The 24,019-nt window shown below is 62.4% G+C and carries 25 protein-coding genes; 12 read left to right on the forward strand and 13 right to left on the reverse strand.

What is annotated here, in order from left to right; genetic code table 11:
- Positions 1 to 27 precede the first annotated feature (27 nt).
- Positions 28 to 951 carry a hypothetical protein gene (locus tag ACFRJ9_RS09055; protein ID WP_377666592.1) on the reverse strand — a complete coding sequence of 308 codons (924 nt, stop codon included), beginning with the start codon at positions 949 to 951 and terminating at the stop codon, positions 28 to 30.
- Between the two features lie 147 nt (positions 952 to 1,098).
- On the opposite strand from ACFRJ9_RS09055, the gene ACFRJ9_RS09060 reads away from it, so the two are divergent.
- Positions 1,099 to 1,389, forward strand: coding sequence for a DUF4287 domain-containing protein (locus tag ACFRJ9_RS09060; RefSeq protein ID WP_377666594.1), 291 nt, complete (start codon positions 1,099 to 1,101; stop codon positions 1,387 to 1,389).
- Between the two features lie 14 nt (positions 1,390 to 1,403).
- Here ACFRJ9_RS09060 and ACFRJ9_RS09065 read toward each other — a convergent pair whose 3' ends face one another.
- Together ACFRJ9_RS09065 and ACFRJ9_RS09070 are read right to left on the reverse strand one after the other, a co-directional pair.
- The gene (locus ACFRJ9_RS09065; RefSeq protein ID WP_377666596.1) at positions 1,404 to 2,351 is read right to left on the reverse strand and encodes a hydroxymethylglutaryl-CoA lyase; all 948 of its coding nucleotides are present in this window, start codon (positions 2,349 to 2,351) and stop codon (positions 1,404 to 1,406) included.
- Complete coding sequence (locus ACFRJ9_RS09070; protein ID WP_377666598.1) at positions 2,348 to 3,598, reverse strand: CaiB/BaiF CoA transferase family protein; 1,251 nt, start codon at positions 3,596 to 3,598, stop codon at positions 2,348 to 2,350. Before ACFRJ9_RS09070 ends, ACFRJ9_RS09065 begins: the two co-directional genes overlap by 4 nt.
- A gap of 241 nt (positions 3,599 to 3,839) precedes the next feature.
- Here ACFRJ9_RS09070 and ACFRJ9_RS09075 point away from each other — a divergent pair, with 241 nt between their 5' ends.
- From ACFRJ9_RS09075 to ACFRJ9_RS09090, 4 genes are all read left to right on the forward strand, one after another.
- Positions 3,840 to 4,883 (forward strand): alpha/beta hydrolase, encoded by a 1,044-nt coding sequence (locus ACFRJ9_RS09075; protein WP_377666600.1) that lies wholly within the window; start codon positions 3,840 to 3,842, stop codon positions 4,881 to 4,883.
- 75 nt (positions 4,884 to 4,958) lie between these two features.
- Complete coding sequence (locus tag ACFRJ9_RS09080) at positions 4,959 to 5,927, forward strand: alpha/beta hydrolase (RefSeq protein ID WP_377666602.1); 969 nt, start codon at positions 4,959 to 4,961, stop codon at positions 5,925 to 5,927.
- Positions 5,928 to 6,020: 93 nt separating this feature from the next.
- On the forward strand, positions 6,021 to 6,647 hold the full coding sequence (locus ACFRJ9_RS09085; protein ID WP_377666604.1) for an FMN reductase: 627 nt from the start codon (positions 6,021 to 6,023) through the stop codon (positions 6,645 to 6,647).
- A 49-nt stretch (positions 6,648 to 6,696) separates the two neighbouring features.
- Positions 6,697 to 7,053, forward strand: a complete 357-nt coding sequence (locus ACFRJ9_RS09090) for a zf-TFIIB domain-containing protein (RefSeq protein ID WP_377666606.1) — start codon at positions 6,697 to 6,699, stop codon at positions 7,051 to 7,053.
- Positions 7,054 to 7,111: 58 nt separating this feature from the next.
- Here ACFRJ9_RS09090 and ACFRJ9_RS09095 read toward each other — a convergent pair whose 3' ends face one another.
- From ACFRJ9_RS09095 to ACFRJ9_RS09105, 3 genes are read right to left on the reverse strand one after another with little or no spacing between them, the layout of a single operon-like run.
- Positions 7,112 to 7,528, reverse strand: a complete 417-nt coding sequence (locus ACFRJ9_RS09095) for an acyl-CoA thioesterase (RefSeq protein WP_377666608.1) — start codon at positions 7,526 to 7,528, stop codon at positions 7,112 to 7,114.
- 28 nt (positions 7,529 to 7,556) lie between these two features.
- Positions 7,557 to 8,132 carry a hypothetical protein gene (locus ACFRJ9_RS09100; protein ID WP_377666610.1) on the reverse strand — a complete coding sequence of 192 codons (576 nt, stop codon included), beginning with the start codon at positions 8,130 to 8,132 and terminating at the stop codon, positions 7,557 to 7,559.
- Positions 8,133 to 8,141: 9 nt separating this feature from the next.
- Positions 8,142 to 8,615, reverse strand: coding sequence for a hypothetical protein (locus ACFRJ9_RS09105; RefSeq protein WP_377666701.1), 474 nt, complete (start codon positions 8,613 to 8,615; stop codon positions 8,142 to 8,144).
- Positions 8,616 to 9,246: 631 nt separating this feature from the next.
- Between ACFRJ9_RS09105 and dnaB the strand changes: the two genes are divergently transcribed.
- The gene (gene dnaB / locus ACFRJ9_RS09110; protein WP_377666612.1) at positions 9,247 to 10,635 is read left to right on the forward strand and encodes a replicative DNA helicase; all 1,389 of its coding nucleotides are present in this window, start codon (positions 9,247 to 9,249) and stop codon (positions 10,633 to 10,635) included.
- Between the two features lie 446 nt (positions 10,636 to 11,081).
- On the opposite strand, the gene ACFRJ9_RS09115 is transcribed toward dnaB, so the two are convergent.
- The 5 genes from ACFRJ9_RS09115 to ACFRJ9_RS09135 form a co-directional block, all read right to left on the reverse strand.
- Positions 11,082 to 11,456 (reverse strand): VOC family protein, encoded by a 375-nt coding sequence (locus ACFRJ9_RS09115; RefSeq protein WP_377666614.1) that lies wholly within the window; start codon positions 11,454 to 11,456, stop codon positions 11,082 to 11,084.
- Positions 11,457 to 11,534: 78 nt separating this feature from the next.
- Positions 11,535 to 11,993 (reverse strand): ribose-5-phosphate isomerase, encoded by a 459-nt coding sequence (locus ACFRJ9_RS09120; protein WP_377666616.1) that lies wholly within the window; start codon positions 11,991 to 11,993, stop codon positions 11,535 to 11,537.
- Positions 11,994 to 12,002: 9 nt separating this feature from the next.
- A complete protein-coding gene (locus ACFRJ9_RS09125; protein WP_377666618.1) occupies positions 12,003 to 13,748 on the reverse strand; it encodes a dihydroxyacetone kinase family protein in 1,746 nt (581 codons plus the stop codon).
- A 39-nt stretch (positions 13,749 to 13,787) separates the two neighbouring features.
- A complete protein-coding gene (locus ACFRJ9_RS09130; protein WP_377666620.1) occupies positions 13,788 to 14,561 on the reverse strand; it encodes an SDR family NAD(P)-dependent oxidoreductase in 774 nt (257 codons plus the stop codon).
- A gap of 22 nt (positions 14,562 to 14,583) precedes the next feature.
- Positions 14,584 to 15,426 carry a sugar phosphate isomerase/epimerase family protein gene (locus ACFRJ9_RS09135; RefSeq protein ID WP_377666622.1) on the reverse strand — a complete coding sequence of 281 codons (843 nt, stop codon included), beginning with the start codon at positions 15,424 to 15,426 and terminating at the stop codon, positions 14,584 to 14,586.
- Between the two features lie 204 nt (positions 15,427 to 15,630).
- Between ACFRJ9_RS09135 and ACFRJ9_RS09140 the strand changes: the two genes are divergently transcribed.
- The 6 genes from ACFRJ9_RS09140 to ACFRJ9_RS09165 all read left to right on the forward strand — a co-directional run bounded on the left by ACFRJ9_RS09140 (position 15,631) and on the right by ACFRJ9_RS09165 (position 21,802).
- Complete coding sequence (locus ACFRJ9_RS09140) at positions 15,631 to 16,968, forward strand: MFS transporter (protein WP_377666624.1); 1,338 nt, start codon at positions 15,631 to 15,633, stop codon at positions 16,966 to 16,968.
- Between the two features lie 63 nt (positions 16,969 to 17,031).
- On the forward strand, positions 17,032 to 17,940 hold the full coding sequence (locus tag ACFRJ9_RS09145) for a transketolase (RefSeq protein WP_377666626.1): 909 nt from the start codon (positions 17,032 to 17,034) through the stop codon (positions 17,938 to 17,940).
- Positions 17,937 to 18,932: a transketolase family protein gene (locus ACFRJ9_RS09150; RefSeq protein ID WP_377666627.1), complete on the forward strand. Its 996-nt coding sequence runs from the start codon at positions 17,937 to 17,939 to the stop codon at positions 18,930 to 18,932. The genes ACFRJ9_RS09145 and ACFRJ9_RS09150 overlap by 4 nt, the downstream gene beginning before the upstream one ends.
- Positions 18,933 to 19,044: 112 nt before the next feature.
- Complete coding sequence (locus ACFRJ9_RS09155) at positions 19,045 to 19,701, forward strand: GntR family transcriptional regulator (protein WP_377666629.1); 657 nt, start codon at positions 19,045 to 19,047, stop codon at positions 19,699 to 19,701.
- Between the two features lie 201 nt (positions 19,702 to 19,902).
- The gene (locus ACFRJ9_RS09160) at positions 19,903 to 21,093 is read left to right on the forward strand and encodes a hypothetical protein (RefSeq protein WP_377666631.1); all 1,191 of its coding nucleotides are present in this window, start codon (positions 19,903 to 19,905) and stop codon (positions 21,091 to 21,093) included.
- A 157-nt stretch (positions 21,094 to 21,250) separates the two neighbouring features.
- Entirely contained in the window at positions 21,251 to 21,802 is a 552-nt protein-coding gene (locus tag ACFRJ9_RS09165; protein WP_377666633.1) for a transcriptional initiation protein Tat, read from the forward strand.
- 179 nt (positions 21,803 to 21,981) lie between these two features.
- Here the strand turns inward: ACFRJ9_RS09165 and ACFRJ9_RS09170 are convergent, their stop codons facing one another.
- Complete coding sequence (locus ACFRJ9_RS09170; protein ID WP_377666634.1) at positions 21,982 to 22,971, reverse strand: LCP family protein; 990 nt, start codon at positions 22,969 to 22,971, stop codon at positions 21,982 to 21,984.
- A gap of 206 nt (positions 22,972 to 23,177) precedes the next feature.
- On the reverse strand, positions 23,178 to 23,885 hold the full coding sequence (locus ACFRJ9_RS09175; RefSeq protein WP_377666636.1) for a hypothetical protein: 708 nt from the start codon (positions 23,883 to 23,885) through the stop codon (positions 23,178 to 23,180).
- Between the last annotated feature and the right edge of the window lie 134 nt (positions 23,886 to 24,019).

Raw genomic sequence — 24,019 nt, forward strand, 5'->3', positions numbered from 1 at the left:
TTGATTGGCCTGAGTTATTGGCCCGAGTTATTGGCCTGAGCAGGCCGCGGTCACGAAGTCATAGATCCGGCCACGTAATTCCGTGGAGGCCGCGATCTTCAGCTGGCCCTGCCGGTCTCCCACTTTGATCCGCAGTGGCAGGAGTGTGCCCACCTTGTCTTCCGCCACAGCATGGGGATCACAGCGCACGGGCCGGATTCCCAGGGCGATCTCCTGCCGGTCCGCGCCGGACCGGATGAGGACGTTCGTGGGCCACGGCTCGGTGGGCGGCTCGGCCAACAGTGTTGTCTCCTCGATGCTTTCGATCGTCAGCGTCTGCGCGGCACCGCTCGGGGCGACCGGCGTGATGAGCAAACGTACGACGGCGGTGCGTCCGTCCGCAGCCACGTCCAGGCCTGGGGCCAGGACTATGGTGGCGACGGCGGAAGCCTCCTTGGCCAGGCATAGCTCGCCGGCGTTCCGGGCGAGGACACCGAAGGGATCAGCGGCGGTGGTCGCCGTGTCCTGAGGGGAACCGCCAGGTTCGGCGTAACGGACAGTGGCGCCAATGGGTGCCGGTGATGCGTCGCCGGCCATCCTGCAGTCGGCTGCGGGAAGGCTGGCCGGGAGGCTTTTGGGTTGCCTGGGCGGCAGCTCCAGGGTGCCGGCCGTCGGCTCCCACGAAATGCCACCGTCAAACAAGGGCGAGTCGAGTCGGGCTCCCGTCACGGTGAGAGGCGTATCGGTGGTGTTGGTGAGCTGGATCTGGATGGCTTGCTTGCCGTATTGGTCCCTGGACTGGTTGACCTCCACGGTGATCGGCTGTTGCTCCGCCGTGGACGCCACCCCTGAAGTCGACGGCGGTTCGAGCGGTGATCCGTCACAGCCCGCCACGAGCGCGATGCTGGAGGCGATGAGCATGCACAAGGCCAAAGGACGCCGCTGTCCTTCCGTGAGCATCCTGCGCACCATCACATCAGTGTAGGGGCGCAGGAGGCTGACGCGGCATGCACAGACAGTTTTGGATGTCAGCCCCATCCAGTAGAGTCTCGCCTACCTAGGAATCCCTGATGGCCGTCCTGATCATGGACGTCCCAAGCCAAGACGAAAGGCCTTCCAATGTCGTTCCAGGCATACCTTGACACCATTGAAGACAAGACCGGACTCACTCCGCGCCAGCTCTTGGAGATTGCCGAAAGCAAGGGTTTTTCTGACCCCTCTGTCAAGGCTGGGACCATCCTTAAATGGCTCAAGGCTGACTACGATCTGGGCCGTGGACATGGCATGGCCCTGGTGCACGTCATCAAGAATGGGCCGAAAATCGACAACAAACACGTGGGAACGGACGGGACTCACCGGGACGAGTCGGACACGCTGTGGTTGGACGGAAAAGCCAGCAAGCCGGCTTAGTGAGTCCACGCGGCCTAGGGCATGACCCATTCGAAGGCTTCGGCCCGCGAACGGGCACCCTGTGACGCTTTAGAGCGGTTGGGTTCGCCGAGTTCTGCCAGCAGCTTCTCGGATAACACCACGAGTTCTCCGAACACGACAGGGGTCAGCCAATCGGGACGGGTCGCGAAGAGGATGTCCTCGCTGGACGTGTTGCCGCTGGCGCCGGGAGCAAACGGGCAGCCGCCCAGGCCGCCAAGAGCACCGTCCACCATGGCGGCTCCCGCCTGGATGGCCGCGAGCGTATTGGCCACGCCCAAGCCCCAGGTATCGTGGCCGTGATAGACGATGCGGCGGGCCGGGGACTCCTCCCGGACCCGGGTTATGAGGCGGGATACTTGAGCCGGAACGGCCTGCCCCAAGGTGTCACAGATGACGATGTCCGCGGTGCCCTCGGCCCTGGGATCGTTGGCGATGGACAGGATGCGCTCCTCGGGAACGTAGCCCTCGAACGGACACGTGAAGGACGTCGCGATGCACAGCTGAATCCGGCCATTGACTGCTCTGGAGTATTCAACGGCCTCGGGCAAAGCGGCCAGGCTTTCGTCCATAGTGCGCCCGATGTTCGCCTTGTTGTGTGAATCCGAGGCGGACAGGCAGTACTGGAAATTGCGCGCGCCCGCGGCGGAGGCCTTGGCGACGTGGCCCGGAGTGGCCACCCAGATCCAGCATTTTTCGAGTTCCTCGGGGGTAAGCGCCTGCACCACTTCAAGGGTGTTCGCCATGGTGGGGACGAGGTCCGCGCGGGCCATGGATCCCAGCTCGATGGCAGGCACGCCCAACCGCAGCAGTTCGCGGACTGTCTGGATCTTCTCTTCCGTGGGCAGGAGCTTGCCGGTGAGCTGAAGTCCGTCCCGCAGCGTGACGTCCCGCAGGATGGCGCCACCCAAGGTTGTGGCCAAGGGGCTTTCAACGGGTTTCATGGCCGGATGGCCTCCTCGCGGCCGGACGCCGCATCGATCTGTGCGGCGTCCATTTTCAGGAGCCCGCCAAGGATTTCCTGCGTGTTTTCACCCAGGTCCGGGCCGAGGTTCCTGATGGGCAGGGACTGGCCGCCGATCACGGGAACAATGCCCGGGAACCCCACTCCGGGGAGGATCTCTTCGCCCGTGGAAACGTCGAACTTCTGGATCATGTTGCGCGCCGCGTACTGGCTGTCCGTGCTGATATCGGCTGCGGTGTAGATGGGTCCTGCGGGGACGCCTGCGGCTTCCAACGCTGTCAGTGCGTCGGAGGCGTCCAGCGAGGCTGTCCACTCGCCGATTGCCTGGTCAAGCTCCTCACGCCTGGCCCAGCGTCCGGCGTTGCGCTGAAGCTCGGGATCGTCGGCAAGGTCGGGGCGGCCGATTGTCTGCATGTAGCGCTGAAAGATGGAGTCGCCGTTTCCGGCCACCACAATGCTCGCGCCGTCTTGGCACACATAGGCATTCGAGGGGGCGATGCCTTCCATCCGACCACCCACGCGCTGGCGGTCTACCCCGTACGCCTGGTAGTCCGGGACGAGGGATTCCATCATGGAGAACATTGCTTCATGGAGGGCGACGTCGATGACGCGCTCGGCGAGCGGAACAGCGCCAGCTGCGTCCCGGCGTCGTGCTTCACGCTGATACAGGCTCATCACCGAGCCGAAGGCGGCGTACAGGCCCGCGATCGAGTCCCCGATGGAGACGCCCACCCGCACTGGTGCGCGGTCCGGGTCGCCCACGAGGTTGCGGAACCCGCCATACGCTTCGGCGACGGCGGCAAATCCGGGCCGCTGGGACAGCGGACCTGTTTGCCCGAAAGCGGAGATGCGGGTGACGATCAGGTCCGGATTGGCCTCGTTGAGGACCTCGGGGCCGAGGCCCCACTTCTCCAGCGTGCCGGGCCGGAAGTTCTCCAGGAGGATGTCCGATTCCGCAACGAGGGCAAGCACAGCCTGCTTGCCCGCCTCGGTGCGGAGATCCAGGACCACGGACTTCTTGTTCCGATTGAGCGTGCGGTAAAGCATGGACGTGGTGCCTTTGTGCAGGCGCCAGTTGCGCAGTTCGTCGCCCGTCCCGGGCCGTTCGACCTTGATGACCTCGGCACCGAAATCGGCGAGCAGCCTGCCGGCTGTGGGCGCAGCGATGTAGTTGCCGAGTTCCAATACCCGGACGCCCTCCAACGGGGCGATTGATTCGTGTGTCATGGTCTACTTTCGTGCGGAAAATGGCGGAGCGGGTGGCGCGCAGTCCACTCCTACACTCTGGCCCAACTGGCACCGCAAGAGCCAGCATGCCGTCGCCAAAATCGACTTATGACATGGACTTCGTGATCGGACCCGCCCTTGCAGCCAAGGTTTAGCATGGTCCACAGGTGCACCGACCGGGGGAGAGTGTCTAGTGGGGCCGTTGGAATCGACTCAAGCCAGCTCAAGAGCCAGCAAAACAGTGCCTGCGGGACCTGCGGGCAGCCCGCCGTCCCGCAGGAAGATCAAGCGCTCATGGCGCCTGCGGAAACTCGACTTGGCGATCCTGCTGGTCCTGATCGTCCTTCTGGCGCTCTCTGCCACTCCGTGGCCGTCCGCCATGCTGATTCGCAGCGTGTTCGAGCGGGGAGCCCAGGCCACCATCGACGAGATGGAGCCCTATGTCCCCGACACGCCGTTGCAAACGAATCCGGGAGTCAACTACAAGCCAGGCTCCACGTTTGACGTGTTCAGCCCTGCCGGGACCGCCGCGCCGCTTCCTGCGGTGGTCTGGATCCACGGCGGTGCCTGGATCTCAGGGGCGCAGCGGGACGTGGAACCGTATCTTCGGATCCTCGCTGCCAAGGGCTACACAACCATCGGGATGAGCTACCCGATCGCCCCCGAGGCCACCTACCCCACGGCCGTGCGGGACATCAATGACGCACTTGCCTACATCAAGGCGCATGCCACCGAGTTGAACGTGGATGCCAGCCGGATTGTCCTCGCCGGTGACTCTGCCGGGGCGCAGCTGGCAAGCCAACTGACCACGCTGACAGTGAACCCCGAGTACGCCAACCTGATGGGAATACGGCCGGCCCTCCAGAAGGAAGACCTGGCCGCCACCATACTCCATTGCGGCGTCTACGACCTCCGCGCCATGGCGGACCTCAGCGGCATTGTGGCCTGGGGGTTCAAGACCTCGTTGTGGGCTTACACCGGCACCAAGGATTGGTCGGCGACGTACGCGGGCGCCACCATGTCCACCATCGACTTCGTGACCGCAGACTTCCCTCCCACGTTCATCAGCGGCGGAAACGGCGATGGCCTCACCTGGCTCCAATCCGTGCCGTACAGCACCCGTCTGAAAGAGGCGGGTGTTCCGGTGACCGAACTGTTTTGGCCCGCCAACCATGTGCCCGAACTTCCCCACGAGTACCAGTTCCATCTGAACTTCGCTGAAGCCCAGGAGGCCCGGGACAAGACCTTCGATTTCCTGGCCGCCCATACCAGCCGAACACCCTGAGGCCAGTCGGTCTCGGAGCCCCGAGGGTGACGCGGCGGTTGGGAATTATCTCCATGATGGAACTATTATTGTGGGATGACCTCCTCTTCAGTGGCTCCAGCAGGACCTGCGACGCGCCGGCCAGTCCTCTTCTGGGCATCCGGGGTGTGCGCCGCGGCCATGCTTCTGGTCCCGGGATGGATGCTGATCGGCAATCCCGCGGTATTGCGCGGGCACCCCCTGCTGCCTGTCCTGTTGGTGGTGGCCGCGGTCCTCGGACTCCTCTGGGGCGTCCTCCTGTGGCGCCGTCGCCATGCGTCACCACCGCGTTCCACGCTGCGGACCATTGGGGCATGGACGGGCCGTGTGGCCGTTTTGGCTCTGGTGGCTGCCCTGGCGTGGCTCAACCCCTTTGCCTATCAGCCGAACAGTGCGGCCGCGGCGCGACCGGCGTCGGAAGTGTCCGTCATCGAATCACCGACGACCATCACCATGAAGCCGGCCGGCGCTCCAGCAACCCTGGGGCTGATTTTCTACCCGGGTGCCCGTGTTGAGGCCAGGGCCTACGCGGACGTACTCAGGCCGGCTGTGGATGCAGGGTTCCTGGTTGTCATCCTGAAAACGCCTTTGGGCCTCAGCCTGCTGGATGGAAACCAGGCCCGCGGCGCCATGGCAGCGAACCCCGGGATCTCCACGTGGGTAGTGGGTGGCCACTCGCTGGGCGGGGTCAGTGCGTCGTCGTTCGCCGGCAACAACGCAGATGTCAGCGGCCTGCTCCTCTACGCCTCGTATCCGGTGGAATCGCTACGGGACCGCGAGGGTTTGGCGGTCCTGTCGATTTCGGGGACGGAGGATGGGCTCAGCACGCCGGACAAGATCGACGCTTCCCGCGAACTGCTGCCTCCCGCCGCCGGTTTCGTTGCGATTCAGGGCGGTGCTCACGCTTTCTTCGGCAGTTACGGTCCGCAGCCCGGCGACGGCCATCCGGAGATCAGCCAAGAGGCAGCCCAGGAGCAGATCTCCGCCGCGACCGTGGCTTTCCTGGAGCAAAACAGGGGGCGCTAGGGCGGTCCGGGAATACTTCCGCCGACCCCGCCGTTCATTGATTTAGATGCAAATGCATGTAAGCTGAGTATGAACGAGCAACAGGAGATTGCCATGGAAACCCGCCGCATCACAGTACTTTCCGCCGGACTCGGCGTCCCGTCGTCGAGCCGTTTGCTGGCCGACCAGCTGGCCGCTTCCGCCGAGCGGCTGTTGCGTGCGGCAGGCTACGAGCCGAGGATCGACGTGGTCGAACTGCGCGACCTTGCCGTGGACATCGCCAACAACTTCGTCACCGGGTATGCCGCGCCGCGCCTCGCAGAGGTGATTGCCGGCGTCGAGGATTCCGACGCGATCATCGCAGTCAGTCCTGTCTTCAGCGCCTCCTACAGCGGACTCTTCAAGTCGTTCATCGACGTCCTTGACCCCAAGTCGCTGGAAGGAAAAGCGGTACTGTTGGGCGCAACCGGCGGCACCGACCGCCACCAGATGGTCCTCGACTACGCCATGCGTCCTCTGTTCAGCTACTTGCGGACCAGGATCGCGGCCACCGGCGTCTTTGCGGGGCCCCAGGACTGGGGAAACACCGACGACGGCGGATCGCCCCTGTCGGCGCGCGTGGACCGGGCCGCGGGTGAACTCGTGCAGCTGCTCAGTGGCACCCAGCCGCGCCGGAAGAGCGAAGCGCTTGAGTCCCTGCCGTTTGAGCAGTTGCTCGCCGGTATCTCAGCAGGCAGGTAGGCCGAACTTTCCGGCCGTTCCAGTCGTTGGGGCAGACATGAAGTGTCCTGTGGATTCCATTGACCTGGTGATGAGCGAACGAGGCGGCGTCGAGATCGACTACTGCCCGCAGTGCAGGGGAGTGTGGTTGGATCGCGGCGAGCTGGACAAGATCATTGATCGGGTCGCTGCTGAGACCGGCCCCGCTCCGGCCCGGCCGGCTGCAGCGCCGTCCCAGCCGCCGATCGCGCCGCCGCCCCTCTACAACCCCTTTGAGTCGCGTCCACAGCAGCCGCGATACGACGACCGGGACAGGCGGGACTACGATCGGCGGGACTACGACCGCAGGAGCGGCTCTGATCGTGACCAGTACGGCCGGAAACGCAAGAAGAAGGAAGGCTTCCTGGGCGACCTGTTCGACTTCTAGTTTTCCCTGACGAGGCGGAATTGGCCTTGCCCCGGCGGCCGAATGCGCTCGCGAGGTTTCATTTCTCGAAGAACAGCGCCATGACGTCGGCAGGCCAGTCTGTCGAGTGACTTGTTTCCTTGTCCACGTAGGCAACGGTCATGAGGCAGCGCGAGACGCTATTTCCGTGGGAGTCGGCCATGGAGCACTCGATCAGCGCATCGGGACCACGGAACTCACGCACGAACGACGTGATGATGATTTCCTGATCGCCCCGGGCGGGCCGCAGAAAATCGATCTCCATCCTCCTGACCCAGACCATGAATGGCAGCTTTCCCAGGGTCTCCAGATCCCATCCGACATTGTCACGCAGGCCCTCCATCCGGTGATCTGCGTAATAGGCCGCGTACACTCCCGTGTTCACGTGGTTGTAAGGATCGAGCTCGGAGAACTTGACCCGGTGTGTGGTCTTGTAAACGATCGGTACCCTTGCCACTCAGCACCCCTCGACGGTTTCTTCTACGTCAGTCGTCCAGGAGCTCAATGAACTCGCGGGCTTGCTTGATGTTGATGTCTGAGTGGCGCGTCAGGGCAAGGGCCGCGCCCTCGACGTCGCCACTTTTTGCCAACGTCCGGATGCGCCCGTAGATCTCATCGTTGAGCATGTTGCTGCTCACCTCGCGGGTCACGTCACCCTTGCTGACAATTGCCCTGTAGCGGTAGGGAAAGCGTTCGGGTTCATCGTCATCGTCGGCGATCAAGGCTTTGGCTGGAGCTTGTGGCGTGAACGGCTGCGGGTGTGCGGCCAGGGCACCCACCGCGTCACGGGACGCGCGCAGGCCCTCTCCGGTTGCCTGGAGGTACAGCTTGATGGCCGCCATGCCCTGCCCCTGGGCGATGAGTGAGTAAAGCTGCCGGTGCTGCTCCTGGTTGAGCTTGGCCGCCGACTCCCTGGCCAGTTCCACGGGATCCTTGGGTGTGTTCGCCGCAGCGACGCCGGCGGTGGTTTCTGCCGAACGTTTGGTGAACGAGCGAATAAGCAGGAGCACGCCCGCGATGACCACAATGAGGATCAAAAGCGGTACGACGATGGAATCCATGGCGTTTTGTCAGAGCCGATCTACGTAGTTCTTAGCGGTAAGCAAGTCTGAATGGGTGGCTTGGCGAAGGATCTTGATGGCCTGGATCTTCTGGCCGTTGCGGACCAGGTTCTGCAACTCGTAGGCGAGCTGAGGGTTGAGCTGCCCATTGGGGAGCACGGCAGGCTGGTGGCTTGTCTGGCCGGCGGCCTGGGATTTTGCGGCCTGCGCCTGGACGGCTGACCTGTTTTGTTCCGTCTGCTGGCTGTGCTGGGCCTCGTTCTGGCTCGGCTTGGTGGAAGCGTCGATCCGGGCGCGTACAGCCAGTGCGGCCTGCACCTGGGAAGCCTGGTGCGCAGCAGAACGAGCCGCCAGCTCACGCTGATACCTCTCTGCATCGGAGAGGCCTGTATCCCGCGGTTTGAAGGCCGCTGAGAGCGCCCACAGCAGGCCCACGAGGACAAGAAGCGGAAGGGCAATCAACAGCACGTCACCAAAGTTCATCCCCATGCCTAGAGCTTATGCCAGAAGTTGGTTATCCACAGCACATTCCAATACCGGCATAGGCTTCTGAGAGGGCAGTGTCAAATTAAGGCCCTCAATGTAAGATGCATCACATTTGCGGCATGTTTAGCATGGATTTGACCCGCTCCGAACCACCTCGGGCTGTGGTGGCTGTGGATGAATTTCCGCCGAAGTTTTCTTTCGTCCACAGTCGAAAGTCAACGTTTCCGCAGGTCAGAGGCTAGTTTCCTTGAAAAGAATTTCTCTATCCACAGGCTCGCCCACAGTCTGTGCACAACGTGGGGGCGGTATTCCACAGGTTTTCCACAACGTCACTTGACAGTGGGCTTTGCGGCGGAGTGGAGCACCGCTAACGTAGCTGAGGAACCTGTTTCAGTATGGAATCCGCCCTCTCAGTAACCCCCAAGCAGCCGCGCGCAAACACGCCTGGGGATTCGTCTGTGGATAAGTTGTGGATAGTTGGGGAAGACCGAAAACTGTCGGACCCAGTGGATATAACAGGAGCACTCGGCTGGTCCGGAGGCTCGGGCAATCCATCCCAGGTTCACCTGCGCTTTACGCACCGCTGAGGGACTCACTCTCTGCAGCGGTACACAAATGGAGGACGGCTTTGTCAGTTACGCACTTGGACTCAATCGAGGGCTCACGCGCTTCGGATTCGAGCCGCAAACCTCCCCAGGACATCCCCGCTGAACAATCGGTACTCGGCGGCATGATGCTGTCCAAGGATGCGATCGCCGACGTCGTCGAAATCGTCCGAGGGCACGACTTCTACCGTCCGGCCCACGAGACCATCTACGAGTCGATCATCGATCTTTACGGCCGCGGCGAGCCTGCCGACGCCGTAACCGTGTCCGATGAACTGACCAAGCGCGGCGAGATCAACAGGATCGGCGGCCCCGCTTACCTGCACGAACTCATCCAGACGGTCCCCACAGCAGCCAACGCCGGCTACTACGCCGAAATCGTCGCTGAGCGCGCTGTGCTCCGCCGACTGGTAAATGCCGGTACCAAGATCGTCCAGATGGGCTACGGCCAGGACGGCGAGGTGGAAGACCTCGTCAACCAGGCGCAGGCCGAGGTCTATGCGGTGGCTGAAAAGCGCACAGCCGAGGACTACGTGGCGTTGAAGGACGTCATGGAAGCGACCGTGGACGAGATCGAGGCCTCCGGCCACCGCGGCGAAGGCATGGTGGGTGTTCCCACCGGGTTCTATGAGCTGGACGAACTCACGCACGGCCTCCACCCGGGCCAGATGATCGTCATCGCCGCGCGTCCTGCCGTGGGTAAGTCCACGTTCGCACTGGACTTTGCCCGCTCCGCCGCCATCAAGAACAACCTGGCCACCGTCATGTTCTCCTTGGAAATGGGCCGGAACGAAATCGCCATGCGTCTGCTTTCCGCAGAAGCCACCATTGGCCTGCAGGATCTCCGCAAGGGAACCATCAAGGACGAGCAGTGGTCAAAGATCGCAACCACCATGGGCCGCATGAATGACGCGCCGCTTTTCATCGACGACAGCCCCAACATGTCCCTCATGGAGATCAGGGCGAAGTGCCGCCGCCTGAAGCAGCAGCATGACCTCAAGCTGGTGATCCTTGACTACCTCCAGCTCATGAGCTCCGGTAAGAAAGTGGAGTCCCGCCAGCAGGAAGTCTCCGAGTTCTCGCGTGCGCTCAAGCTGCTCGCCAAGGAGTTGCAGGTTCCAGTCATCGCGCTGTCACAGCTGAACCGTGGTTCCGAGCAGCGCCAGGACAAGCGCCCCATGGTCTCCGACCTCCGCGAATCCGGCTCCATCGAGCAGGACGCCGACATGGTCATCCTGCTCCACCGTGAGGATGTGTACGACAAAGAATCGCCGCGTGCCGGCGAGGCAGACATCCTCATTGCAAAGCACCGTAACGGTCCCACGAAGGACATCGTGGTTGCTTTCCAAGGTCACTACTCGCGCTTCGCCAACATGGCAGGCGACTCAGCTGGTGGCGGCGGAGGGTTCTAGGGACGAAGGGGCAGCTTTTCTCAGCGGAGTCACCGATACCGGTCTCTCAACACGCCTCTACGTTGACCGAAACCTAGCGGATAAGATGACCCGGCCCCTCTGCCTCGGGCGATTGCTTGATGGCTTGGCGTCAACCGGGGGCAAGGCTCATTCTGGAGAGCGACGAGTCCCTCGAACGATCAGACCGGCGTTTCATTGCCAACCACTTGAAGCCACTCGAAATGGCAGGCGGTTTACAGTAAGGCGCACGAGGAGCCGCTGCTCTGGGTCAGCGATGCCGCGGCATGGTGCCATCAGAAGGGCGGCGACTGGATGAGAAAGTGTGCTCCCTTCGTGCAAACCATTGTCGACTGCACACCTTAAACGGCGCAGGCCCGGCTCGTCATACCATCCGGAAGACTGCCAGACCTACTTCTCGGGACTACTGCCCGTTGCAAGCTCTATCCTTATCCCAGCCGCCTCCGCAGCAGGCAGAATTCGTTGCCCTCAGGGTCCTCCAGTACGTGCCATTGCTCCTCACCGGTCTGGCCGACGTCGGCTGGCCGGGCCCCGAGGGCAAGTAACCGTTCCAGCTCCGCGTCCTGGTCCCGGTCCACAGGATTGACGTCGATGTGCAGCGGAAGGCGCCCCGTGCGGGGGCTGCTGCTGGGGCTCAGGATGATGGTGGGCTGCAGCCCTCCGAAACCTGCGTCAGGTGGCCCGATTTCAATCGCGCCATCCTCGCGGTCGAGTTCAACGTAGCCAAGGACTTCGCTCCAGAACTTCGCGAGAAGCTCCGCGTCGGTGCAATTCAGGACCAGTTCGCTAATTCGGCAGGACATGGAAGCCAGTGTAGCGAGGGGCCGTTGCGCTGTACCTGAACCCACGCTCTTTTGGCTGTTCATGACCGCGGCCAAGATCTAGCAGCCCTCGAAGTCGCTCAGCACCTTAACCTTCGCGGCTGACCCGGACTCGGGATCGAACGCGTAGCCGATCCACTCCTTGGCCAAGCGTCGGGCGAGCTCCACGCCCACCACGCGCTGGCCCATGGTGAGGACCTGGCAGTCGTTGGACAGGATTGACCGCTCCACGGAGAACGAGTCGTGGGCTGCCGTCGCCCTGATGCCCGGCACCTTGTTGGCCGCGATGGCAACACCGATTCCCGTGCCGCAGAACAGGATAGCCCGGTCCGCCTTGCCGTCCCGGATCATCTCTCCGGCAGCGATGCCAACGTAAGGGTAGGCCCTGGTGAAGTCTTCGTCTGCCCGGTTTACCCCGATGTCGATCACTTCCGTAATCCGGGAATCAGCCTGAAGATCGGCCATGATTCGGTCTTTGTAATCAACGCCGGCTTCGTCGGCGCCCACGATAATGCGCATGAAATTCTCCTAGTTTGTTGCTGCGGCGGGGACGGGAATGGCGGTGAAATGGGGCCCGACGGCGGCGAACACCATGGCGAGCGACGTCGCCCCTGGATCCGGCGTGCCGATGCTCTTTTCGGCCAGTGGCCGGGCACGGCCCTTCAGCGGACGAAGTCCGGCAGTGGAGGCGGCGGCGCCGGTAGCGTCTGCTGCGGCAGCGGCCCACGCTTGCTCCGCCTGTGTACCGGCAGCCACGCGGTCTTCGAGTGAGGACGCGAACGGGAGGAGCGCATCCATCATGGTTTTGTCGCCGATCTCGGCCTTGCCAAGGTTCGCGATGCGATCCGCGAAGGCGCGAACCGACTCAGCGAGGACGGCCGGCGTCGGGGTCTCTGTGTCACCCAACCGCTCGCCAAAGGCGCGCAGCCCTGCACCCCACAGGACGCCCGACGTTCCGCCGGCCTTGTCTGCCCACGCATCGCCGGCAGCGGCCAACAGCGAACCGGCTCCCGCTCCGCGATCGGAGGCGGCGGCGGCAGCATGAAGGGCTGCGGCAGATCCTCGGACCATGCCACGGCCATGGTCACCGTCGCCCGCGATTGCGTCCATGTCGCCCAGCATCGCCTCGGAGACCCGCAACAAGGCTGCGGTGGTGTCCAACGCCTTCAGGCATTGCCGGGCGTAGTCGCGGGAGGCCTCTGTGGAGGAGTAGTCGGCAGCGGCCGTGGCATCCAACTCAGCTTCATCCGCGCCCGCGGTGGCGACTTCAAAGCCAACAGCACCCCGACGATACGCCGGCGTCAGCGCCGGAGCGGTCCAGTACTGCTCAAGCTCGTCGTCCAGCCACGTGAGTGTCAGCGAAGCGCCCGCCATGTCCAGGCTGGTGACCAATTCGCCCACCTCCGGCATGACCAGCGTGTAGCCCGCCTCGCGCAGCAGGGGAGCCACGGTCCGCCAGAGGACAAAGAGTTCTTCGTGTTTGGTGGACCCAAGGCCGTTGAGGATCACGGCGAGCCTGCCGGACGTGGGAGCCGAAGGCGTCTCAGCCAGCACGCGCCGCACCAGTTCCCGGCCAAGTTCGACGGCGGACGGCAGCTCGGTATCGAACAGTCCAGGCTCGCCATGGATACCCAGGCCCAGGCCCATCTGTCCCTCGGGAAGGCGGAACAACGGCTGCTCGGCACCGGGGAACGTGCAACCGCTGAAGGCCGTGCCAATGGTCCGCGTCAACTCATTCGCCTTACGCCCCAGACGAACCACGGAGTCGAGGTCCAGCCCGGCTTCTGCAGCAGCTCCCATGACTTTGAAGACCACGAAGTCACCGGCGATACCGCGGCGCTTCTCGATCTCCTCGAGGGAGGCGCTGGCGATATCGTCCGTGACCAGCACGTTTTGAGTGGCGATCCCCTCGGCATTCAGTCGCTCACTGGCCATGCCGAAGTTCATGACATCCCCGGCGTAGTTGCCGTAGGTGAAGACCACGCCGGCTCCGGAGTTTGCGGCCTTGGCCACGGAGTAGGCCTGCTGGGCTGAGGGTGAGGTGAAGATGTTGCCCACCACGGCACCGTCAGCGAAGCCCGGTCCGATGATGCCTGCGAAGGCCGGGTAGTGCCCGGAGCCGCCGCCTGTGATGACGGCAACTTTCGGAGTTGCCGGGCGGTTGCGGCGGACTGCGCCGCCTTCCACCTGGCGGACGAGGTCCGAGTGGGCGTCACAGAAACCGGCGAGGGCTTCGTCAGCGAAGTCGGCGGGATCGTTGAAGATTCTGGTCATGGTGGGTCCTGGTTCTGGATTTCGGACTGGGGGAGGGACTTAGTGGATGTGGCTGCCGCCGTTGATGTCGATGGTGGTGCCGGTGAGGTACGCGGAGTCCTCGGAGGAGAGGAACGTGATCACGGCGGCTACTTCCTCCGTGGTGGCATTGCGGCCCAAGGGGATGCCGGCGTTGATGGCGGCTTCCTGCTCTTCGGTGCTGCCGACGCGGATGTTGGTGTCCACGGCGCCGGGGGTGATGGCATTGACGGTCACGCCGGTTTCGCCGATTTCGCGGGCAAGTGCCTTGGTGAAGCCGAGGATGGCGGCCTTGGCTGCGGAGTAGGGAACCTTGCCGAACACGCCGCCGCCGCGCTGCGCGGAGACCGAAGACATGTTGACGATGCGGCCCCAGCCGTTGGCGATCATGTCCGGCAGGAACGCCTTGCTGACGAGGTAGGTGCCAGTGGCGTTGACGTCCATGACCTTGTGCCACAGCTCAAGCGTGGTTTCGAGGAAGGGAACGGGTGAGGTGATGCCGGCGATGTTGGCCAGGGCACCCACGGGCGGGAGGTTTCCGGCGGCAACTTCTGCGGCGACGGCGGCCTGGGCTGCGGTGACGGACGCTTCGTTGGCGACGTCGATTTCGTAGCCGAAGGCCGGGACGTTGAATTCGTTGGCGATCTCTGCGGCAACCTTGGCGGACTTCTCGCCGTCGAGGTCCAGGATGACGATGCCCCAGCCCTGGTTGGCGTAGCGGCGGGCGGTGGTCAGGCCGATGCCGCGATCGGAGGTAGCTCCGGTGAGGACGGCGGTGCGCTGGATGGTAGTCATGGTGCTCCTTGAATGGTGGGTGTTAGATGAGGTCTGAGATGTAGCTGGCCGCTTTGGCTGCGGCGGCAGGGCGTTCGTCGTGGGTGACGTCCCGGGTTTCGAGTTCCAGGGAGAAATGGCCGGTGTAGCCCTTGTCCCTGAGTGCTGCCAGGCCGGCGGCGAAGTCGGCCTGTCCGTTGCCGATGCTGAGGTTGATATTCCCCGGCTCGTTTTCGGTGGCGGCCACGGCGTCCCGCAGGTGTACGTGCTTGATGCGGCCGGCGAAACGGTCCACGAAATCCACGGGGCCACCGCCTGAGGCGACGATGTGGCTGAAGTCCATGACGATTCCGACGTCGGACCCGGCCAGGCGGTCGGCGAGCAGCTGCGCGCGTTCCGTGTTCCAGCACAGCCGGTAGTAGTGCAGGGATTCGGTCCACAGCTCGACGCCGAACTCGGCCGCGCGCTTGGAAGCATGGATCAGTTGAGCTGCTACGGCGTCGATGTCGTCTTCCAGGCTCCGCAGCGGCTCGTGGTCGATAGCCCCGCAAGGCAGGACCAGCGCCTTCGCGCCCGTCTTGGAGGCCAAAGCGAGCAGCATTTCAAGGTGCCGTTCGCGCGCTTCCTGGGCACCGGCGTCGAGCGTTGCGTTCAGGTCCCCGACGTCACCGTTGACCGAGCGGATGCGCAGGCCCGAGTTATTGACGACGGCGGCGACCGCCTCCACGGCCTCGGCGTCCAGAACGTAGGGCACATGGTCGCAGACGCCCGGGAGTGCACCGAGGTCTATTTCCTCGAAGCCGAGACCGCGCATGGTGTGCAGGGCGGCCGGCAGATCCTGGTGGCGGAAGCTGATGGACGAGCAGCCCAGTCGTTGATGAAACATCGTCGTTGATCCTCAAGTTGGGGCCCTCGCCAGAGAGGGACCTTAGTGATGGACACCACGTTAGCTGCGTTGACTGTCAACAGTCAACCTTCAAAGTTGACTGTTGACATTGCTGGTGTCGTCGGTCACAGTTGACGTATTATGTTGACTGTCGACAGTGGGGTTGCCGAAGACGCACCGCACTTTTGAAAGGGAAAGACACTTATGAGCAATGAAGCTCTGACCATGCGTGGTCCGGTTCATGGAACCAAGGAAGCTAAGCGCGTCGCCGTCGGCTCAGGCGTTGGCGCAGTCATCGAAACCTACGACTTCATCGGTTTCGGCACCGCCGCTGCGCTGTACTTCGGTACAGCGTTCTTCCCGGGCGCCGACCCGGTGACTGGCACCCTGGCCTCCTTCGCGACCCTCGGCGTCGGCTTCGCTGCCCGTCCGCTGGGCGGCATCATCGGTGGCCACCTCGGCGACAAGCTCGGCCGCAAGCCGGTCCTCGTTGCCTCGCTGATTCTCATGGGCCTGGCAACCTTCGCCATCGGCCTGCTGCCCACGTACTCCCAAGTGGGACTCCTGGCTCCCGCACTCCTTGTTCTTGTCCGCATCATTCAGGGCCTGGCGTTCGGAGCTGAATGGGGCGGCGCCATCCTGATGAGCTACGAGCACGCACCATGGCGGAAGAAGGGTCAGTTCACAGGCATCGTGCAGGCCGGTTTCCCGGTGGGCCTCCTGCTCGCAAACCTCGTCTTCCTCAGCAGCGTGGGCCTCGGCAGCGAATGGGCGTGGCGTGTCCCGTTCCTCGCCAGCATCGTCCTTGTGGCCGTTGGCCTGATCATCCGCTCCAAAGTTCCCGAGTCGCCGGTGTTCGAGGAAGTAAAGTCCAAGGGCGACATCGTGAAGTCGCCTATTGTCGAGGTCATCAAGACCGACTGGCGCAACATCGTCCGGGGCATCGGCCTGCGTATCGCTGAGACTGCCGGCTACGCCGTGTCCGTGACGTACATGATTTCCTACCTGCACACCAACAAACTGGCGGACAAAACCGAAACACTGGTTGCCCTCTGCGTCGCTGCCGGCATCGGTATCTTCGCTACCTACTATTGGGGCAAACTGACCGACCGCGTTGGTCGACGTCCTGTCTACATCTGGTCCACGGCATTCGCAGTGGTGTTCGGTATCCCGATGTTCATGCTGGTCAACACCGGTGTCTTCCTCCTGATCATCGCAACCATCGTGGTGGCTTACGCTGTCTGCCAGAACTCACTGGCCGGCGCCCAGGGTGCCTGGTTCCCGGAACTGTTCCAGGCCAAGACCCGCTCATCGGGCGCCTCCCTCGCCTACCAGATTTCGGCCATGGTTTCAGGGTTCACCCCCTTCATCACCACCCTCTTGTTCGTCAGCTTCGGATGGATCGGCCCCGCCGCCCTGTTCAGCATCTACGCAGCCATCGGCCTGTGGTCGGCGCTCATCACCCGGGAAACCTGGGGCAAGCGTGAGCGTGCTCTCGCCGAAGAAGCCGCCAGCAAAACTCCCCAGACGGTAAACGCCTAAAGCACCCCTCGACGTCGGGCGCGTTCTCCCCATCGGTGCGCGCCCGGCTCCGGAAGGAAACCAGTGACTCTCTCATCAGTTGCAGCGGCCCCCGTGGCCGCTCCCACGCCAGAGCGCGTTGACCGCATCCGCGCCGCTGCCCATCGCATCCGCCACTACGCCCTGACCATGGGCGAGGTCCAAGGCCAGGGTTACGTTGGCCAGGCCCTTGGTGCAGCCGATATGTTCGCCTCCGTCTACGCCGACCAGCTCAGCTACCATGCTGAAGACCCGCATTGGGAGGGCCGCGACCGCTTCCTGCTCTCAACCGGGCACTACGCAATCGGGCACTACGCGGCCTTGGCTGAAGCCGGAATTGTTCCGGTGGCCGAGCTCGAAACATACGGTTCCGACGATTCACGCCTGCCCATGTCAGGCATGTCCACGTACACCCCGGGCATGGAAATCTCCGGCGGTTCGCTGGGTCACGGCCTGACCGTCGCCGTCGGAATGGCCTTGGGACTGCGCTTGCAGGGCTCCGCGTCCCGCGTGATCAACTTCCTCTCCGACGGTGAACTCGATGAAGGCTCCACGTGGGAGGCCGCCATGGGTGCGCATCACCACCAGCTGGGAAACCTGACGGCCATGGTGGACATCAACGCCCTCCAGGCCGACGGCGCCACGGACACCGTGCTCCGCACCGAGCCCGTCACCGAGAAGTGGGAATCGTTCGGTTGGTACACGCAGCGCGTGGACGGCAACGACGTCGGTGCGCTGCTGGCAGCGTTCGACAACATCGCCGCCCGCAGGGCGGTTGCGGGAACCTCTGCTTCGGGGCAGCCTTCGGTGATTCTCTGCGACACCAAGGTGGGCCGCGGCGTGCCGCTGCTGGAAACCCGCGAAAAGGCGCACTTCATGCGCATCGAAGAACACGAGTGGCAGATCTGCCGCGAACAGCTGACCGCAGGATACGAAGGGACGGCATCAGCATGAGCACAGTGACCACGAAACCGAAGCTGAAGACCTCCGCCATGATCGCGTCCTTCGCCGATCCGGGCCAGAAGACCACCTCCGCCCCCTTTGGGCATGCGCTGGTCAAAGCCGCCGAGGCCGACTCGCGGATTGTTGGCTTGACCGCGGACCTTGGCAAGTACACGGACATGCACATCTTCGCCAAGGCGTTCCCGGAGCGCTTCTTCCAGATGGGCATGGCCGAGCAGCTCCTCTTCGGCGCCGCTGCAGGCATGGCCGAAACCGGGCTGATCCCGTTCGCCTCCACCTACTCGGTGTTCGCGGCCCGGCGTGCGTACGACTTCCTGTGCCTGGATATCGCCGAGCCGAACCTCAACGTCAACATCATCGGCGGGCTCCCCGGGCTGACCACGGGCTACGGACCCAGCCACCAGGCCACCGAGGACATGGCGATCTTCCGCGGCATGCCCAACCTGACCATCGTGGACCCCTGCGACTCCGTGGACATCGAGCAGGCCGTTCCCCAGCTTGCAGCCTCGGACGGACCCACGTACCTGCGCTTGTTGCGCGGCAACGTGCCCACTGTCCTTGACGAGTACGACTATAAGTTTGAACTCGGCAAAGCCAAGGTCCTGCGTGGCGGAAACGACGTCGTCTTCGTATCCTCCGGCCTGATGACCATGCGTGCGCTGCAGGCGGCGGATGCCCTGGCGAAGCACAACGTGGACGTGGCCGTGGTGCACACGCCCACCATCAAGCCCTTCGACTCGGCCACGGTGCTGGCGGAGCTGAACACGGATCGTCTTGCCGTGACGCTGGAGAACCACACCATTGTTGGCGGTCTGTTCGAAACTGTTGCCTCCGCCGTCGTGACTGCCGGTCTGGGCAAACGGGTGGTTCCCATCGCGCTACCGGATCAATTCCTCGACGCCGGTGCGCTGCCGACGCTGCATGAACGGTACGGGCTGTCCGTGGACCGGATTGTGGCCAAGGTGCTGGCGGAACTCGACTGAGTTTCTTTGGGTTTGCGGGACGGACATGACTGCCTGTCCCGCACTCCTGCCCGTAGTATCGACAGTTAACACCGGACTGTTAGCAGTCGCCCATAGAACCTGAGGACACACCATGGCCGCCACCGCATCCCTGCTGGGACTCGAGAAAAAGAGCCTGCGCGAACAGGCACTCGCAGCACTGCGGACCGCGATCACCAGTGGTGAACTCGAGCCGGGGCGGCACTTGGTGGAAACCGAGCTTTCCGAGATGCTGCAAATCAGCCGCGGCACCCTCCGCGAAGCACTCCGTCAGCTGGAGCAGGAGGGCCTCATCTCCGCCGGCGCGCGTGGTCGTATGTCCGTGCGGCACCTGGACGTCAAGGAAATCCGGGACATCTTCTCCGTACGCGGCGTCCTGGAATCATTGGCGGCCCGGACACTCAGCGACATGCCGGATAAGGAAGCCGCACTCGCAGAGCTGCGTGCCGCCGTCGACACCATGGAAAAGGCCTCGAAGTCCTCCTTGGAGGAGCGGATCGAATCCGACCTGGAGTTCCACCGCACCCTGTGCCGCCTGTCCGGAAACGAAACCCTGCTGCATTCGTGGGAATCCCTGGAGGGCTCCATCCGGATGTCCATCATGTTCGCAGGACTGGAACGCGCAACCCGAAACATGAGCGTCGGACGGCATCATGACATTGTTGCTGCCATTGAAACCGGGAATGCTGCGAAAGCGCGGGAGACGATCATCGCGCACATGGATGGTGCGGCCGAGAATTTGGTGGGGTAGTTCGGGGAGGGATCTGACCTGGCGTTACTTTGGCCACGCCGCCTGTCAGAACACATTGAATTGATCTCCTCATATTCAGGGCAATTTTCGTTGTCGAGCGAGGACCGCATCAGTTTGTACTACTAGCGACGCATGATCTGGAGTGCTTTGGTGTTGGGTTTGTAAAGCCAGCCAAGTCACGTAACTGCCCAGGAGGTCACGGTGGTAGAAGAAAACATGAAGGACGCGGGAAGCAAAGAGCTCCAACTCCGTGTTTTAGGTACCCGGATCTCGGTGGTCATGGATTCGGGAGTAACAAACGATCTTCTATTGGAGTTGCAGCGTGCTTGGTCCCGGTGCCTTGATCACGCGGGAAGCCCGCCGATATCTCATCGATTGCACTGGGCTGCAGCTTTTGACCATTCGGAATTGATTCCATTCCGGGCGAGGGTGTCGTCGATGGGAGGCACGTCGTTCGTCGCCGGTCAAACCTTCAGGGATTTCGCGGCGACGCTGACAACCACCATCACCTTGGCCGGGGTTGCCGTGAGCAAGGGCGATCTCCTCATGTTGCATGCTGCCGGGTTGTGTGACCCAAGGACGGGCCGCACAACCGCCCTCGTTGGCCGTTCGGGCATGGGAAAGACAACGGCCACCAGACGACTGGGGGTAGATCTGGGGTACGTTACTGACGAGACCGTGGCTCTTGATGGTTCGAACGCGATCGTGCCGTACCCGAAACCGCTATCAGTCATTACTCAGGGCCATCCGGCCCCTAAGCGCCAAGTCGGACCAGACGAATTGGGATTAATGGTGGCGCCAGACGCGCCCACGTTGGCATCCGTTGCGCTGCTCGACCGGAATTGCGACTCGGAACTCCCGCTGATCACACCCCTGGGCCACGCTGAAGCCATCATTGAATTGGCCCCCCAGGCATCTTTCCTGGGTGCCGTCGAGCAGCCGCTTCAACGCCTGTGTTCAATCCTGGATCGGACCGGTGGCGCCGTTCGAGTGTCTTACCGTGAGGCGAAGGATTTGGCAGGAATATTGCCTCAACTCATGGAGCGGGCCCCCATGGCCAAAACGTGGTCGGCAGCCCTGGTGGAGCGGACGGAGACCGCCCCTGGCGGGACTGCTCACTCCGGATTTTTTAGACGCGGGACGCTCATCGATGCTGTCGAGATCCCGGCCCCAACCGGTCAGGGGACTGAACTGGTAGCAATGACTGAGCATGGGATTGTTCATGTGACCGGTATTGGGCCCGTGGTCTGGAACGCTCTGGCAGTTCCTTGTGACATCAATGCTATTGCAGAACGGATCGCTCCACATGTGGGGCTGCCGCACGGATACGCAGCGCATTTGCGGAGCGTGGTGGAAGAACTCAAGTCACACGGCATTCTGGTGGATTCTTAGAAAGTCCATAGCATCCGGGATTGCGTATCTCAGTGGTGGTTGCGCGATTAACTAAGTGTTGTACGCCAAATGGAATGGCTGTTAGATTCCGTGTGCACCAATACTCGATCAAAGATTTACCTAAGTCTGCCACCGCGCCGACTTGAAGGAGCAAACGATGGCCTTAGACAAAGGCAAATTCAAGAATTCGACGATTGACCGTCGAAAGGTAGTAATCGGCACGGCGTGGAGCGTTCCCTTGATTGCAGCAGCTGTTGCAACTCCTGCGCACGCAGTTTCACCCGATCCGGTGGTCGTGACGCCGGATTTGGGGCCGGATGTCAGCCACTGGAAGGGTGATCATCACTACGGGAGCCACGACACCAACCTCTCGCAGAGAGCGTACGACTTCCCGATTACCGTCAAGGACGCGAACGGCAACCCCATTGTCGGCGCGACAGTAACGGTAACGGCGTCCGGCACAAACCGAGACGGTGACGTCTTGGGTGTCTACGTTTTCCCGGCCCCCGACAACGGTGGTCCCGAGAACAGCCCCCATCCGGTCGCAACCACGGTTACCGGTGCAGATGGCAAGGCCATGTTCGCGATCAGCACGCAGAACCTCAGCAGCGGGGAGCGCCCCTCCTACGCGACGTTGACCACCACGGTCACCTACAACGGCAACACCACGGTGTCAGTGGTCAACGTGACCTTGACGGATTCGGACTAGAATCCGACACGACGGCCCCCGGCCTGGTCCGTGCCCGCCTCTGATGGCTGGCCGTCCCGGTCCGGGGGCTTCGTTTTGCCCGCCGCGTGGGAGCGGGGAATCACAAAAGCCTCCTGGTGTGCAGCTGCTGCACGCCAGGAGGCTTTTCGTTGACCCTCTGAACGATGCCGTCATTCTGCTTACTTGATGGCCGCCGAGTGATCGGAGACGTACCGGGACATTGTTCCTTCCGCCATGGCGCGCGACAATGCACTAACGGCATCCGGGTCCGGGAGAACAATGGACTGCCCGTCCGTTGACCAACCAGTGCCGTTCGTAGGTAAGGTGAACGACACTTGGTCATCGGACCGGATATCTCGAAGCTCGATGCCGAGGCCCGCTAGGGCACTCGAATTCAGGCCGGAGTCCACCGTGAGATACGGCGAAAAGTCACTGATCATGGTATTGACGGCAAGAGGATGTGACAATATGTCGCGACTCACGATCTTCGTGAAAAGGGCCCTAAAATAGAGCTGCTGGTTTCTTGTTCGTTGGAAATCCCCGTCAGCAAATGCGTATCGTTCATGGACGAACCAAAAGGCCGTCTCGCCGTTCATGTGCATGGGCCCCTCGGCGAAACTGATGTTGGACCCGCCCGACCACGACGGCGTAAAGGCGACCGGAACGTCAACGTCTACTCCTCCAACTGCGTCCGTAAGGCCTTTGAAGCCATCGAAGTCGATGAAGACAACATGGTCAATCCGCTGGTCCAGAAACCCCTCAACTGTTTGGACCATGAGTGGAACGCCGCCGAGCGCGAGGGCGGCGTTGATCTTGGCACTTCCATGGCCAGGAATCGGCACCCAGAGGTCCCGCATCACGGATACGACATACACCTTTTTTCTGTCCGCGGGGATGTGCACCAGCATCATTGTGTCCGAGCGCTGGTTGGAGGCCTGTCCGGACTCCGCCTGTTCTGGAGTTGCGTCCCGGCTGTCGCTGCCCACCACCAAGACGTTGATGGGACTTGTTCCGTCGGGGAGAACCGTCGTGGAAGGACGGGTTGATTCGTCCGGAAAGGCACTCTCAATCTTCTGGCTCTTTGTATCAAAAGTATTAGCGAGGCCAAACAAGAAACTGGCGGCAGTTATCGTGGCAAGAAGGACCAGGATGGTGGCCCCCAAGAGCACATGCCTCCCAGTCCGCTTGCTGCGTTTCGGGGGGTCGGTCCGTTGCTGAGGCATGGCTGTTGAAGACTTGTCGACGTTCAATGGGAAGCTCCGTACTGATTGGCTCGGGCTCTCAAATCTAATGCTGGATTTCCGTTCGGATATTCGTCGCGGAAAAGCTCAGTGTTAAAGGTCCGGTGACCTCAGTGTTCCCAGGCGTGAAGGGGCTACCAGCGGCCAACGGCAGACCATTGGTCGTCGGTGTGGCTATATCCGATTTCCTGAAGGGCATTGGCGAGTTCGACACGTGTGCTGCACCGTAACCCGGCTGCTGCCAGCTTCCTTCGGCCACGGGCCAGATGGCCTCGGACAGTGTCGTCGCGGATCCCGAGGGTCTTGGCCAACGTCGATGCCGTAAGTGCCTGCCGACGCGCGTAGAGCTCAAGTATTTGAATCTCCCTGTCGGTGATTGCCGTGCCAATGCTCGTACGGCGGGGAAGGGATCGGGCAACCCCTCGGACCACATCCGTTATCTGACACGGAATCTCGGCAGCCGTAGCTTCCTTGTCAAGGATGGCCACGGCACCTTCCGCTGACAGGGCATAGCGTTGAGCGGCTCTGAGCTTCCCTAAAACGATGCAGTTACGGCCGGATGCTGAAATGATGCGAACCTTAAGTGGAAGGGGGACCAGGTCATCGGAAAAAGCGTCCAGTGCTATCCAGCTAGCGGCTTCCAGGGGATCCTGCAGGATGAATGAGGACCACGATGTGTGGATCTCTCCGAGCGCTATGGATGACCCTTGTTTCCTCCACTCCCAGGCCACCGCACTGGCCAGGATCGGATTTCTGTGAACAAAGTCAACGGCGGTCACGGAAGTAACCGCTCCCGTGGGGCTCGCTTCTGTGCTGACGGCTAAAGATTCTTGAACTGACACTTAGCCAAATTAGCTTTCAAGGCCACACGCATCAGTGGCGGCGGCCGCTAATACTCAGTAGTGATGATGGTTGTTGACATCCCGAAAGCCGGTCCGAGTAATTCAACACATAGTACTTGTGGGGTAGTTAGTGA

Source organism: Paenarthrobacter sp. NPDC056912, from assembly GCF_042786555.1.
Classification (GTDB): Bacteria; Actinomycetota; Actinomycetes; order Actinomycetales; family Micrococcaceae; genus Arthrobacter.